Annotated in this window: 9 protein-coding genes and 1 pseudogene; all 10 read left to right on the forward strand. The window is 71.6% G+C overall.

All coding sequences use genetic code 11. The features are described from left to right. Nucleotides 1-1907, forward strand: a pseudogene (locus tag MEICH_RS26595) (hypothetical protein); the annotation flags it as partial. Between the two features lie 8 nt (nt 1908-1915). Next, on the forward strand, nt 1916-3442 hold the full coding sequence (locus MEICH_RS30545) for a prepilin-type N-terminal cleavage/methylation domain-containing protein (protein ID WP_027894423.1): 1527 nt from the start codon (nt 1916-1918) through the stop codon (nt 3440-3442). A 13-nt stretch (nt 3443-3455) separates the two neighbouring features. Beyond that, nucleotides 3456-4829 carry a hypothetical protein gene (locus MEICH_RS0122195; protein WP_027894424.1) on the forward strand — a complete coding sequence of 458 codons (1374 nt, stop codon included), beginning with the start codon at nt 3456-3458 and terminating at the stop codon, nt 4827-4829. A gap of 69 nt (nt 4830-4898) precedes the next feature. Next, nucleotides 4899-5987, forward strand: coding sequence for a hypothetical protein (locus MEICH_RS0122200; RefSeq protein ID WP_027894425.1), 1089 nt, complete (start codon nt 4899-4901; stop codon nt 5985-5987). Nucleotides 5988-6052: 65 nt separating this feature from the next. Then, entirely contained in the window at nt 6053-7594 is a 1542-nt protein-coding gene (locus MEICH_RS0122205; RefSeq protein WP_027894426.1) for a type I restriction-modification system subunit M, read from the forward strand. Continuing rightward, nucleotides 7587-8996, forward strand: a complete 1410-nt coding sequence (locus MEICH_RS26600; protein ID WP_036220009.1) for an AlbA family DNA-binding domain-containing protein — start codon at nt 7587-7589, stop codon at nt 8994-8996. The genes MEICH_RS0122205 and MEICH_RS26600 overlap by 8 nt, the downstream gene beginning before the upstream one ends. Beyond that, the gene (locus tag MEICH_RS28240; RefSeq protein WP_084542476.1) at nt 8989-10371 is read left to right on the forward strand and encodes a restriction endonuclease subunit S; all 1383 of its coding nucleotides are present in this window, start codon (nt 8989-8991) and stop codon (nt 10369-10371) included. The genes MEICH_RS26600 and MEICH_RS28240 overlap by 8 nt, the downstream gene beginning before the upstream one ends. Continuing rightward, nucleotides 10371-13277, forward strand: coding sequence for a type I restriction endonuclease subunit R (locus MEICH_RS0122225; protein ID WP_027894429.1), 2907 nt, complete (start codon nt 10371-10373; stop codon nt 13275-13277). The genes MEICH_RS28240 and MEICH_RS0122225 overlap by 1 nt, the downstream gene beginning before the upstream one ends. Then, on the forward strand, nt 13274-13606 hold the full coding sequence (locus MEICH_RS26605; RefSeq protein ID WP_036220010.1) for a M48 metallopeptidase family protein: 333 nt from the start codon (nt 13274-13276) through the stop codon (nt 13604-13606). Before MEICH_RS0122225 ends, MEICH_RS26605 begins: the two co-directional genes overlap by 4 nt. Nucleotides 13607-13786: 180 nt before the next feature. After that, nucleotides 13787-14121, forward strand: a 335-nt coding sequence (locus tag MEICH_RS29645; protein ID WP_036220011.1) for a hypothetical protein, incomplete at its 3' end; no start/stop codon positions are given.

Consider the following 14121-nt stretch of genomic DNA (forward strand, 5'->3'; position numbering starts at 1 on the left):
GGGCCGCCGTGGCCTACGCGCGCCAGCAGGGCGACGTGGCGGTGAGCGTGAGCGGCCTGCCCGCTGGGGTGAGCGCCAGCCTGCGCCTGCAGGGCGCCGGGCTGGACTACGCCTTCGCGGGGGGGCTGCTCGAGGGCCTGCCCGCCGCGGAGTACCGCCTCACCCCCGCTGCCGTGAAGGCCGGACCCTACGCCTATACCGCTGAGCGCCTGGCCTTCCGCCTCGAGCCCGGCGAGCGCGAGTCCCTGACGGTGCGCTACGCGGCGCAGAGCGGGGCGCTGGCCGTGGAGGTCGAGGGCCCCTCTGCCATGCCCACCCCCAGCGTGCGGGTGCTGCGCGAGGGCCGGGAGGTGGCTACCCTGCAGGGCAGCGCCACCCTCCCCGACCTCGCCCCCGGGGCCTACACCCTCCAGCCCCTCACCCTGCGCGACGAGGGGGGCTTCGACTACGCCGCCGAGGGGGCGACGGTGGAGGTGGCCGCGGGGCAGACCGCCCGGGCGCGGGTGCGCTACGTCAAGCTGGCGGGCACCGTGCGGCTGAGCCTGGCGGGCAGCCCCACCGGGCAGGTCACGCTGGAGGGGCCCCGCGGCTACGCCTGGAGCGCGTCGGGCAGCTACGAGATCCCCTCGGGGAGCTACCGGGCGAGTGCTCCGGGCTTCACCCAGGGGGGCTTCAGCTACCAGGGGACGGTCAGCCCCGCCGAGTTCAGCCTGGCCCCGGGTGCGGTGGTGGAGCTCGGTGCGAGCTGGCGCAAGGTGGCCGGGCGCTTCCGCTTCACCGTCAGCGGCCTGCCGCAGGGGGCCGCCGCGGCCGTCGCCCTCAGCGGGCCCAGCCCCTACAGCGCCAACCTGCCGGGCGGCGTTACCGCCACCCCCGACCTGCTGCCCGGGAGCTACCGCCTCACCACCCCCGACCTGCTCGTGGGGGGCTACACCTACCGCGCCGGCGGCAACGCCGGGGCCTACGCCCTGGCCGATGGGGAGGTCAAGGAGGTCGGCCTGGCCTACGCCCCGGTCAGCGGCCGGCTGCGGGTGGTGACCAGCGGCCTGCCCTCCGCGCCCGCCTACGCGGTGAGCGGGCCGGCGAGCCTGTGGGTGAGCGCCGCCGACCAGAGCTTCGACGACCTGCCGCCCGGCACCTACACCGCCAACCCCCCCACCCTCGAGGCCGACGCCGGGGGTGGGGTACGCTACCGCCACACCCCCTCGGGGTCCTTCAGCGCCGCGGTCTCCGCCGGCCAGACCGCCCGCATCGACGTGGCCTACGCCACCAGCGGCTCGGTGGTGCTCGAGATCAGCCGCTCCTCGGCCAACGCCCCGGTGGACGTCTCCTTCGCCGGGGAGCGCTACACCGCGCCCGGGCGCTACGTGGTGAACTACCTGGCCCCGGGGGTCTACCCCCTCGACGCCCGCGCCACCTCCAACCGGGGCATCGCCTTCTACCCCTCCGGCCCCGCCCAGGTCGAGGTGCGCGGGGGCGCCACCGCCTCGGTGAGCGTGAGCTACGCGCCGGAGAACAAGGCCGTGCTGGACCTGGAGATAGTCAAGAACTACTCCGGCTCCGACCCGCGCTTCAAGGACGGCACTCCCCCGGCGCTGAAGCTGCTGCAGGGGGGGGTGGCGGTCTACACCGACCTCAAGCCCGGCGCCTACGCCCTGGCCCTCACCCCCGGCCTCGCCTACGCTCTCGACCGGCCGCAGGGCTACCAGCACATGTTCGCCGAGGAGCGCACCGGCACCCTCGGCCGCTACATCCACCGCTACTACTGGCGCCTGCACGCCGTCGGCGGGCTGCCGCTGGACAGCCCCGCGGCCGGGGAGGTCTACCCGGCGCGGGCGGAGTGGCGCGGGGTGTACTGCCGCTGGAAGCAGTGGGGCCTGATCTTCGAGGGCTGCTGGGAGCAGTAGGAGGGGGCATGCGCGCGCGTGGACTGACGCTGGTCGAGCTGCTGGTAGCGCTGGCCCTGGCCGCAGCGGTGACGGCCGCCGTTCTGCGGGTGACGGTGGCCTCCGGCCGCCAGCAGCAGGCCCTGCTGCAGGGCGGGGCGCTGCAGGCCGAGCTGCGGCGGGGCCTGGGCGCGGCCCAGCAGGCGGTGGGGGAGGGGGGCTTCCTGCTGCCGCTGCGCGGGGGGCCGCTGGGGCTGGAGTTCCTGCAGGCCGTAGCCCACAGCGACTTCACGGTGCTGGGCGTGGGCGCCGACGGCCTGGTGGTGCGCCTGCTCGACGCGGGCTACGACCCCCGCGCCCTGCGGCGGGCGGTGGTGGTGGACGCCGGGGGCAACGGCTACGTCTACTCCCTGAGCGCGGCGCGGGCGCTGGACGCGGCCAGCGGGCTGTGGTCCCTGGAGGGCACGGCCTGCGCCCGCCCCAGCCTCCCCGCGCGCGGGGTGGGGGCCGCGCTGACACGGCTGGGCAGCGGGGCCGCGCTGTCAAGCTTCGGCGCGGCGGGGCTACCGGCGACAGGCCTGTACTTCCAGCGCGAGGGGGAGGCGCCCGAGCTGCTGCTGGGGGAGGCCGGCGTGCGGCTGCGCTACGCCTACCGGGCCGCCGACGGGGAGGTCCTCGTCGACGACGCCCCCCACCCCGCGCGCGCGGCGGGCGGGAAGGCGTACCGCCTGGCCGCGCTGGGGGTGGAGCTCGAGCGCTCCGTGGGCCAGGGGCTGCAGGCTGCCACGCGCCGCCTCAGCGGCGACGTGCTGCTGGAGGAGGCGGGGCTGGGCCTGCGGGGGCTGGACTGCGGCCCCGCCCCCGAGGCCCCGCCGGTGGGCGGGGGGGAGTGGCGGGTGGAGATCGCGGGCCTGGACACCGGGGTGGCGGCCAGCGTCGGCGTCAGCGGCCCGGGCGGCTACGCCGCCACCCTCACCGCCAGCGCCACCCTATCCGGGCTGGCCCAGGGCACCTACCGCCTGCAGGCGGCCGCCGTGGTGCACCCCGCCTTCCCCTCCACGCGCTACCGGCCCGTCCAGCCCCCCGAGGGGAGCGCCCTGAGCGTGGCGGTGGGCGGGGGCACCCGGCCCCTCACCCGGGTGAGCTACCAGCGTTTGGGGGGGCGGCTGCGCTGGGAGGTGGCCGGATTGCCGGGGGGCCTGGCGGCGGAGGTGGAGGCCGACGGCCCCTTCGCCAGCTACCGCTACAGCGCCGCCGCCGGTGCCCGGGAGGAGGCCGCCGAGCCCGGCCCCTACACCCTGCGCTTCGCCGAGGTCAGGGCCCCCGATGGCAGCGGGGTCTGGCGGCCCGACCCGCCCTCCCTCCGCGCCGAGGTGCCCAGCGAGGGGGTGGGCGAGGCAGGGACGGTGCGCTACCGCTTCGAGCGCTACCCGGGGATGCTCGAGCTGGGCGTGGGCTTCGAGGGCGGGGCGCCGGGGGTGAACCCCCAGGTGTGCGTCTACCCCTCCGACGGGAGCGCGGTAGACCCCAACGCCCAAATCTACGGGTGCCCCTGAGGAGGTGGAAAGAGTGAGAAACGCGACCATCGTCATTGCCATCGGCTTGCTGGCCCTCGCGCCCGCGCTGGCGGGCGCCTGCGACTCTCCCCCCCGCGAGCTCGTGCAGAAGGCCGAGGTGCGCGCGTGGGGCGAGCGCTGCCTGGCCTTTGACCTCGGGGAGACGAGCGAGAAGACCTACGCCGTCACCGCCCTGAGCGTGCCCTACGCCCAGGGGCGCGAGATCAAGCCGGAAGACCCCACCATGGGCGGCCTGGTGAACACCTACGGGCGGAATGTGCCCATACGGGCAGGGAGGGTGACCCCTATCGCCGTCACCTACAGGAGCGCCGACGTGGCCTACCTGCGCATCGACCACCGGGTGGACGTCATGGACGGGGTGCTCCGGCGCAACGGCCAGGCGGTGCTGACCAAGAGCGGCATCGACTACAACAACCTGCTGTGGGGGACGGCCTGGGCGCTGTCCTTCGGGCTGGTGAGCCTGTTCTGGTGGCCCAACACCTCCGTGACCCAGACCTACACCGAGGCCATCCCGCTGTCCCCGTCGGCCCCGGCCATCACCTTCGAGTACGGCGGGGGCGGGGGCTGCGCGGCGGTGTCGGGCTTCGAGGGCCGCTTCCGCGTGGACCCCAAGCGCATGCAGCCGGGGAAGATCTACCACGTCAGGACCCGGGTCTACTGCGCCGGGGGGGCCGCCGGCATCGCCGGCTACGCCGAGGCCGTGGTGGACCCGGTGACCCTGCGCTACAACCCCGAGGGCTACCCCCGCGACCCCGACGGCAGCGTCAACGCCTGGCTGGGCACCGAGGAGAGCCCCGCCCCGGGGTGGACCTCGATGGCGGTCGAGACGACGCCGTTGCGCAACGACGCCCCCTGGCCCGCCGACGAGTCGTTCGCCATGGGCCGGGCCTGGAGCCACTCGGTGTGCCTGGAGTACGACTACGACGAGAACGACCGCCGCTACTGCACGAAGTACGTCCCGGTAGGCCGGACCTCCACCGACACCCCGCAGAACCCGGTCTCGGTGGCCCTGAACCCCCACCTCGAGGGCAGCGTGGCCTACAGGTCGGAGAGCGACGGGACCCGGCAGGTGACCCGCATCGAGGTCAACCCCACGCTCCGCCCGAGCGAGCGGGTGATCACCGACCGCTTCGAGGTGTCGGGTCGGGCCGTCGTGACCCTCTCCCTCGCGGGCTACACCCGCGCGCAGAATCTCATCGTGGGCCGCAGCTACGAGTTCAGCGGCCCCGGCGACGTGGCGGTGCTGCCCGGCCGATACAGCTTCAGCCACCTCTGCGGCGTGCCGCTGGACCCCGCCCGCGAGTTCGTGCTCGGGGACGGGGAAACCCTGCCCGCCTGCTTCTACGCGGGGCGGGAGAACCCCTGAGGCTCCGCCGAAGCGTGGGCCTTCTCATCCTGCCCCGCTCCCCGCTCTTGTTCCAGCTAAGATGGAACCATGAAGACGCTGCTGCCCCTGCTGGCCGTGTTCCTGCTGGCCGCGGCCTGCCGCCAGACCGAGCCCCCGCCCCCGCCCCCTCCGGTGCAGGACCCCCCGGCCCAGGGGCCGCTGCTGCTGGGGCAGGAGGGGTTCTCCCTGAAGTTCCAGCAGACCCTTCCCGAGTTCGGGGCCCAGGTCTACGTGGGCCCCAGGGACGGGGCGTGGCGCGACTACATGACCCAGCTCAACCCGGCCGACCCGCGAACCTCCTACTACGCCATCTCCATGCTCCGCCTGCGCGAGGGGCGCGTCGAGGTGTGGGCCCAGGACCTCTCGCCCACCAAGGTCTACGGCGGGCGGCGCTTCCGGTGGGTCTACCCCTTCCGCCTCGACGACTCGGGCTTCCCCCCGAGGCTGGTCTTCCCCGACGGCCCGGTGAGCTTCGAGGCGCTGCCCGAGTTCCCCTGGGGCGACGCGGCCCCCACCGACGACCGCGTGCGGGGCTACCTGCGCACGGTGAGCGTCGGGGGGGCCTTCCAGGCCTGCATCCGCCAGGACTGGCAGCCCAACCCCTCCCGGCCCCTCATCGACAAGGGGCTGTGGGGGGAGGTCTTCATGATGGGCGGCGAGATGCAGCCCGCCCAGCCGGGGCAGCCCAACTACCTCGTGACCTACCTCTGGCAGGACGGGGTCTACGAGGGCAGCCCCAAGGGGGACGGGGCCGGGACCTTCAGCCTGGGGCCCACCAACAGCGACCAGACCTACCTCGACGGCCGGGCCCACAGCGCGGTGATGATCTCCAAGAGCTACGGGACGGGGCGGGTGCGCCAGGCCTGGGAGGGGCGCTGGTTCCGGGCCTACAACCGGGGCTACGGGGCCTACGACGACCCCGCGGCCCCCGGCGGGGTGCGCTGCGAGTTCGGCGAGGGCTGGCGGGTGGAGGAGGTCACCGACCCCGAGCAGGTGGGGCTGCTCGAGGCCTACGAGGAGAGCTTCCGCAGCGGCCCGATCCACCCCGACGTGGACTACTACGCCCGCCCCAGCCTCAACCCCAAGCTCTGCCCCACCGCCTGGCGCCGCCCCGGTGGCACCTGCGAGGCGGGCTGAGCCGGGGTCGCGCCGGGGAGGGCGGGAGCGGCCGTGCTCCCGCCGGGGTATGCTGTTGGCGTAACATGGACCTAAAAACCCTCGAATCCTGGCTCTGGGAAGCCGCCTGCGCCATCCGCGGCCCGGTGGACGCGCCCAAGTACAAGGACTACATCCTCCCCCTCGTGTTCCTCAAGCGCCTCTCCGACGTGTTCGACGACGAGCTGGCCCGCCTGCAGGCCGAGTTCGGCGAGCTCGCGCAGACGCTGGTCCAGGGCGACCCCACCCTGGTGCGCTTCTACATCCCCCCGCACGCCCGCTGGGGCTACCTGCGCGCCCTGCCCAAGGGTGGCCTGGGCGAGAGGCTCACCGACGCGGTGCGGGCGGTGGCCCAGGCCAACCCGGCGCTCTCCGGGGTGGTGGACGTGGTGGACTTCAACGCCACCGCCGCCGGGCAGCGCATCGTCCCCGACGACTACCTCAAGGCCCTGATCGAGGCCCTGTCCAAGGAGCGGCTGGGCCTCGCCGACGTGGAGCCCGACCTGCTGGGACGGGCCTACGAGTACCTGCTCAGGAAGTTCTCCGAGGACGTCGGCCAGTCGGCGGGCGAGTTCTACACCCCCCGTATGGTGGGCGTGCTGATGGCCCGCCTCCTGCGCCCGGAGCCCGGCCAGGAGGTCTATGACCCCGCCTGCGGCTCGGCCGGGCTGCTGATCAAGGCCCATCTGGACCTGCTGGAGCGCTACGGGGTGCAGGAGAACGGCCACCGCAGGCTGCCCGCCCACCTCAAGCCGCTGCGGCTGTACGGCCAGGAGTTCCAGGCCACCACCTACGCGCTGGGCATGATGAACGCCTTCCTGCACGACATGACCGCCGACATCAGGCTCGGCGACACCATGGCCAACCCGCGCCACCTGGAAGGCTCCGGCCTCAAGCGCTTCGACCTGATCGTGGCCAACCCCATGTGGAACCAGGCCATCCCTGCCGCCCTCTACGAGGGCGACCCCTTCGCCCGCTTCGGCTTCGGCATCCCCCCGGCCTCGAGCGCCGACTGGGGCTGGGTGCAGCACATGCTGGCCTCGCTCAAGGACGACGGGCGCATGGCGGTGGTCCTCGACACCGGGGCCGTGAGCCGCGGCAGCGGCGCCAGCGGCAGCAACAAGGAGCGCGACATCCGCAGGCGCTTCGTGGAGGCCGACCTCGTCGAGGCGGTGGTCCTGCTGCCGGAGAACCTCTTCTTCAACACCACCGCCCCCGGCGTGATCCTGGTGGTCAACCGCGCCAAGCGCCACCCCGGTGAGATCCTCCTGGTCAACGCCTCGAGGCTCTTCGTCAAGGGCAGGCCCAAGAACGAGATGACCGAGGAGCACGTGGGGCAGGTGGCCCGGCTGTACCACGAGTGGCGGGCCGAGGAGGGCCTCTCGGCGGTCATCGGCCTGGAGGAGGCGGCCAGGCACGACCACAACCTCTCGCCCTCGCGCTACGTGAGCCAGAACGGGGCCGAGGAGGCGCTGCCCCTGGAGGAGGCCGTGGTGAGGCTGCGCGAGGCCGAGGAGGAGCGCCAGGCCGCCGACGCCGAGCTGGACGGGGTGCTGCGCGCCTTGGGCCTGGGGGGGCTGCGTGCCTGAGCTGCGCGAGGGCGAGACGGTGGAGTTCAAGGAGCAGTGGAGCCCCACCGCCCTCGAGGACCTCGCCGCCTTCGCCAACCACCGGGGCGGCACCCTCTACGTGGGCGTGAGCGACGGCGGGGAGGTGGTGGGCTTCGGCGGCGGCGACCCGGAGGTCCGGCGCATCGCCAACCAGATCCACGACCTGCTGGGCCTGGCCCCAGCCCTTCGCCTGGTCCAGCTGGAAGGACGCGAGGTGCTGGAGGTCGGGGTCGAGCCCTCGGTGGTGCCGGTGGCCTGCAGGGGCCGCTACCTGGTCCGGGTGGGCAGCACCAACCGCACCATGCCCGGCGAGGAGATCGCCCGGCGCTTCATGCAGCGCACCGGCCAGACCTGGGACGGCCTGCCCTCACCCTGGGGGCCGGAGGAGGCGGACGCCGAGGCCCTGGCGCGCTTCGTCGGCCGGGCCGGGCCCCGGCTGCCCGTGCTGAGCGAGGGCGACCCGCCGGAGCGGGTGCTGGAGAACTTGGGCCTGCTCCGGGAGGGCCGCCTCACCCACGCGGGGGTGCTCCTCTTCGCCCGGCAACCCCAGCGGCTCTTCCCCTCCGCCGTGCTGCGGGCGGCCCGCTTCCGGGGCACGCTGATCAGCGGCGAGCGCACCTTCGACGGCAGCCTGTGGGAGCAGCTCGACGGCGTGATGGAGTACCTGCGGGACAGCCTCGACATCCAGTACCGCATCGAACCGGAGGGCCTGAGCGTCGAGGAGCTTCAGCGCCAGGAGGTCTGGCCCTACCCCCACGAGGCCCTGCGCGAGGCCGTGCTCAACGCCCTGATGCACCGGGACTACGCCGACTCCGGCGACATCCAGGTGCGGCTCTACCCCGACCGGCTCTCGCTGTGGAACCCCGGAGGGCTCTACGGCGGCCTCACCGTGGAGGTGCTCCGCCGGGAGGACCACCCCTCCCGCCTGCGCAACCCGGCCATCGCCCAGGTGTTGTACTACGCCGGGCTGGTCGAGCGCTGGGGCTCGGGGATCACCCGCATGCGCCAGGCGCTCCGGGAACAGGGCCTCCCCGAGCCGGAGATGGCCGAGGAGGCCGGCGGGTTCCGCCTGACCCTCCTCAAGGACGCCTACACGCCCGAGCTGCTGCGGGCGCGGGGGCTCTCCGAGCGGCAGGTGCGGGGGGTGATGTACGCCAAGGAGCACGGCGGCATCACCAACCGTGAGTACCAGGAGGTCGCGGGCGTCTCCAAGCGCACCGCCAGCCGTGACCTGGAGCAGCTGACGGGGTGGGGCATCCTCGAGCGGGTGGGGGAAACCGGCAAGGGGACGCGGTATGTCTTGAAGGGGCCAGGAAGGGGCCAAAGGGGCCAGGAAGGGGCCACAAAGGGGTCAAACAGGACAGGAGGCAGCCATGCCTGAACCCTATGAAGCCATAAAGCCAGATACAGCACCTCCGCCTACCGAAGCTGATGCGTTATCCAAGGAATTCAAGATGACCCAGATGGGCATGCTGCCGCAAGATTGGGACGTAGTCCAGTTGCATCAGGTGACACTTCACACATTTGGAGGTGGGACTCCCTCTACCAAAAACCCGGCATATTGGAGTGGACCTATCCCCTGGACTACAACGGCGGTCATTGGGGAGTTCGATGCCGAGCTGCGCGGCTTCCAGCGAACAATATCGGAGGAGGGTCTAAAAAGCTCTGCTTCGACCCTAGTTCCCCAAGGGAGCCTCCTGATTGGTACACGCGTTGGAGTAGGCAAGGCAGTGGTGACGACCTTCGACGTGGCAATTAACCAGGACCTCACAGCGTTGGTGCTGAATGAACGTTTAGACGCGCGCTTCGCTGCTTATTTACTCAAGGCTGAGCGCTACCAAAGGTGGTTCCGGGAGAATAAGCGTGGCACAACGATCAAGGGAGTTCCGCGTCAGGATGTGCTCAACCTTCAGATACCTCTCCCGCCCCTCCCCGAACAACGCGCCATCGCCCATGTCCTCCGCACCGTCCAGCGGGCCAAGGAGGCCACCGAGCAGGTCATCGCCGAGGCCAGGGAGCTCAAGAAGAGCCTGATGCGGCACCTGTTCACCTACGGCCCGGTGCCGGTGGAAGAAGCCGACAAGGTCCGGCTCAAGGAGACAGAAATCGGCCCGGTGCCGGAGCATTGGGAGGTTCGGGCGGTACGGACATTGCTCCGAGAACCCCTCAAGAACGGTCACTCTGCACGGGAGACACTGAACCCGGATGGTGTGCGAACACTAACCCTATCCGCCGTCACGTACAACGACTTTTCTCCAAGCAATACAAAGCTAACCGTGGCCGACCCGAACAAAGTCAGAGATTTATGGCTGAAACCTGGTGACATTCTCGTTGAGCGCGCCAACACTATTGAGTTCGTTGGCCTTTCGGCACTCTACAAGGGTCCAGAGAACTACGCGATCTACCCCGACTTGATGATTCGTGTTAGGTGCCGTGAAGAGGAAGTAATTCCTGGTTATCTTGTCGAGTATCTGCGTACCGACAGATGCAGGAAATATTTCCGAGACAACGCGTCGGGTACTGCCGGGAGCATGCCCAAGATTAGCCAGGGCGTGGTTGAACAGGCCCTCATACCAATCCCTTCCTTTGGTGAGCAACGGCGTATTGCAACGACCTCCGAGCAATTGGACGACAAAGTGCGGAGTGAACAAGCCCGCCTCGCCTCCCTCGATGCCCTCTTCCAATCCCTCCTGCACCACCTCATGACCGGCAAGGTGCGGGTGAACCAGATCGCGCAGTCGCTGGGGGTGGAGTGATGGCGCACCGGCTGGGCGGCGAGCGCGACGCGGTGCAGAACCCCCTCCTGCGCTACGCCGAAGAGGTCGGCTGGACGCTGCTTGACCCGCAGGAGGCCGAGCGGCTGCGGCGCGGAACCGGCGGGCTGCTGCTGCACGAGGTATTCCTCCAGCAAGCCCAGCGGCTCAACCCCGGCGTGGTGGACCTCCCCCAGGCCGAGGAGCTGGCCGTGCGGCTGGCGCGGGTGCGGCCCGGGCTGGAGGGGAACCTGGAGGCCTGGGAGTACCTCAACGGGCTCAAGACGGTGTTCCTGCCCCAGGAGGGCCGGGAGAAGAACGCCCGGCTGATGGACCCGGCGGACTGGAGGGCCAACACCTTCCACGCCACCGCCGAGCTGCGATACACCGGCGGCACCGACCCCATACGCCTCGACGCGGCCTTCTTCGTCAACGGCATCCCGCTGCTGTTGGTCGAGGCCAAGTCGGCCCACAAGCTGCAGGGCATGGCCGAGGCGCTCGAGCAGGTGCGGCGCTACCACCGCGAGGGGGCGCCCCTGCTCACCCTCGAGCAGCTCTTCACCCTCACCCACCTGGTGCAGTTTTACTACGGGCCCACCTGGAACCTCGGCCGCAAGGCCCTCCTCAACTGGCGCGACGAGGCCGCGGGGGACTTCGAGACGCTGGTCAAGACCTTCCTGCACCCTGCCCGGCTGGTGCGGGTGCTCGCCGACTTCGTGCTCTTCACCCGCCGCGACGGGGAGCTCTCCAAGGTGGTGCTCCGGCCCCACCAGATCAGGGCGGTGGAGCGGGCGCTGGGCCGGGCCCACGACCCGCACAAGCAGCGGGCCCTGGTCTGGCACACCCAGGGCTCGGGCAAGACCTTCACCATGATCGTGCTGGCCCGTAAGCTCCTCGACGAGCCGCTGTTCGAGAGCCCCACGGTGCTGATGCTGGTCGACCGCAACGAGCTGGAGCAGCAGCTTTTCTCCAACCTGGCCTCGGTGGGGCTCGCGGGCGCGGTGCTGGCGGAGTCCAAGCGCCACCTGCGCGAGCTGCTGCAGGACGACTACCGCGGGCTGATCGTGACCACCATCCACAAGTTCGAGGGCATGGCGGCGGGCATCAACCCGCGCCGCAACATCTTCGTGCTGGTGGACGAGGCCCACCGCACCACCGGGGGTGACCTGGGCAGCTACCTGATGGCCGCGCTGCCGGGCGCCACCCTGATGGGCTTCACCGGCACCCCCATCGACCGCGGCAGCCGGGGCAAGAGCACCTTCGAGATCTTCGGGGCCGACGACGAGGGCGGCTACCTGGACAAGTACTCCATCCGTGAGAGCATCGCCGACGGGACCACCGTGCCGCTGCACTACACCCTGGCCCCTAACGAGCTGCGGGTGGACCGCGAGACCCTCGACCGGGAGTTCCTGAGCCTCAAGGAGGCCGAGGGCGTCTCCGACGTCGAGGAGCTCAACAGCGTGCTGGAGCGGGCGGTGACGCTGAAGAACATGCTCAAGAACCCCCAGCGCGTCGAGCGGGTGGCGCGCTTCGTGGCCGAGCACTACCAAGACTACGTCAAGCCGCTGGGCTTCAAGGCCTTCCTGGTGGGGGTCGACCGCGAGGCCTGCGCGCTGTACAAGGAGGCGCTCGACCGGCTCCACCGGGAGGACCCCGAGCGCTACCCGCCGCCCGAGGCCAGCGCGGTGGTGATCAGCCCCGCCCACAACGACCCGCCCCGGCTCAAGGCCTATCACCTCGGCGAGGACCAGGAGCGCGCCCTGCGCGACGCCTTCCGCAAGGAGGCCAACCCCCAGATCCTGATCGTCACCGAGAAGCTCCTCACCGGCTACGACGCCCCGGTGCTGCTGTGCATGTACCTGGACAAGCCGATGCGCGACCACGTGCTGCTGCAGGCCATCGCCCGGGTCAACCGGCCCCACCAGGGCAAGACCAGCGGGCTGATCGTGGACTTCGTGGGCGTCTTCGAGCGGCTGGAGAAGGCCCTGGCCTTCGACTCGCAAGACGTGGTCGAGGTGGTCAGGGACCTGGGGGTGCTCAAGGAGCACTTCGCCCAGCTGATGGGGGTCTTCCGCAGCCGGTACCTGCCGCTGCTCGACCCGAGCGCCCCGCCCGACAAGGCCGCCGAGGGCGTGCTGATGCACTTCCGCGACGAGGAGGAGCGCCAGGACCTCTACGAGTTCTACAAGTCGGCCTCCGACGCCTTCGAGGTGCTCTCCCCCGACGCCTTCCTGCGCCCCTACCTGGACGACTACGACCTGCTCTCGCGCATGGTGCGCATGCTCAAGGAGGCCTACGAGGGCGGGGTGCTGGTCGACCGGGAGTTCCTGCGCAAGACCGCCGAGCTGGTGCAGAGCCGGACCCAGGCCGGCGACGTCGGGCAGGCCCTCGAGCTCTACGAGATCAACGAGGAGCTGCTCGACACCCTGGCCAAGCGCAAGCGGCCCCCGGCGGTGGAGGTGTTCAACCTGGTGCGCTCGATCGCCGCCAAGGTCGGGGCCGAGCTGGGGGCCAAGCCCTTCCTGGTGGGGATCGGCGAGCGGGCCGAGGCGGTGATCCAGGCCTTCCAGCAGCGCCAGAAGGACGCCCAGGCGGCGCTGGAGGAGCTCAAGGCGCTGATCGCCGAGATCAACCAGGCCGAGGCCGAGCTGGCCGAGAAGGGGCTCGACGCCCGGGTCTTCACCGTCTACTGGATCCTCCAGCGGGAGGGGTTGCCGAACGCCCAGGCGGCGGCCCAGGCCATGCAAGCGGTGTTTGAGCAGCACCCCCACTGGCAGGAGCTGTCCGATCAGGAGCGGGAGGTGCGCAGGGCGCTCTACCGCCAGCTGGTGGAGGCGGGAGTGGCTAAGGAGCGCCTGGTGCCCCTGGCCGACCAGATCGTGCTGGCGCTCAAGGGGAGGCGGGCGTGAGCGAGCGCCTGGAGCGGCTGGTCCCCGCCGAGGTCTTCAAGGCCGAGGTGCGGGCCTGGGCGGCGCGGGTGGGGGTGGAGTACCGCGAGCTGCACCTGCGCCCGATGGTGAGCAAGTGGGCGAGCTGCTCACGGCGGGGCCGCCTGACCTTCAGCACCGACCTGCTGGCCCAGCCCGCCGCCTTCCGGCGGGAGGTCATCGTGCACGAGCTGCTGCACCTCAAGCTCGGCGGCCCGCGGCACGACAAACGCTTCCGGGCGCTGATGCGGGCCTACCTGGCGCGGGGGCTGGGGTGGGCGGGGGAAGCCCGCAGGCTGCCCGGCGTCTGAGGCTGGGGCTGGACGCCTCGAGCCAGGCCCTCCCGCCAGAGGGCTCGCCGCCGCCTCTCGGTGTACCGGCCTCCCGCCGCCGGAGGCGGCGGCGTCCCGAAGGGGGTCGTCCCCGGCGGGGGGCGCGTCGGCTCTCATCTTTCCCCGGCAGGCCCGCGCGGCGTCTCCTACCATGGGCGCATGCGTTCGTGGCGTTACCTGGTGCTGGCGCTGCTCTCGGGCGGCGTGCTGGCCCCGCTGGGGCTGGCCCTGACCCTGCGGCGCGTGCGGCTTTGGCGGGTGTCGGCGGCCTGCTCAGGGGGACTGGCGCTCTTCGCGCTGATGTGGGCGCAGCCCTACCTCTGGAGCTCGCTGCTGTGGCTGGCGGGCCTGGCGGGCCTGCTGGTGCTGGCGGTGGGGGAGGAGCACGACCCCCGTGCGTGGGGGCGGGCGGCGCTGCTGGTGCTGGGGCAGGTGCTGCTGGGCCTGGGACTGGCGCTGGCCGCGGCGGGGGGATCCGGGCCGGCGGCCTCCGC

The sequence above is a fragment of the Calidithermus chliarophilus DSM 9957 genome, assembly GCF_000430045.1.
GTDB classification, from domain to species: Bacteria; Deinococcota; Deinococci; order Deinococcales; family Thermaceae; genus Calidithermus; species Calidithermus chliarophilus.

Excerpts from the sequence above, each read along its gene's own strand:
- MEICH_RS30545 (WP_027894423.1), top strand. The coding sequence starts at position 1,916 with ATGCGCGCGCGTGGACTGACGCTGGTCGAGCTGCTGGTAGCGCTGGCC.
- MEICH_RS0122225 (WP_027894429.1), top strand. The coding sequence starts at position 10,371 with ATGGCGCACCGGCTGGGCGGCGAGCGCGACGCGGTGCAGAACCCCCTC.
- MEICH_RS28240 (WP_084542476.1), top strand. The coding sequence starts at position 8,989 with ATGCCTGAACCCTATGAAGCCATAAAGCCAGATACAGCACCTCCGCCT.
- MEICH_RS0122205 (WP_027894426.1), top strand. The coding sequence starts at position 6,053 with ATGGACCTAAAAACCCTCGAATCCTGGCTCTGGGAAGCCGCCTGCGCC.
- MEICH_RS0122200 (WP_027894425.1), top strand. The coding sequence starts at position 4,899 with ATGAAGACGCTGCTGCCCCTGCTGGCCGTGTTCCTGCTGGCCGCGGCC.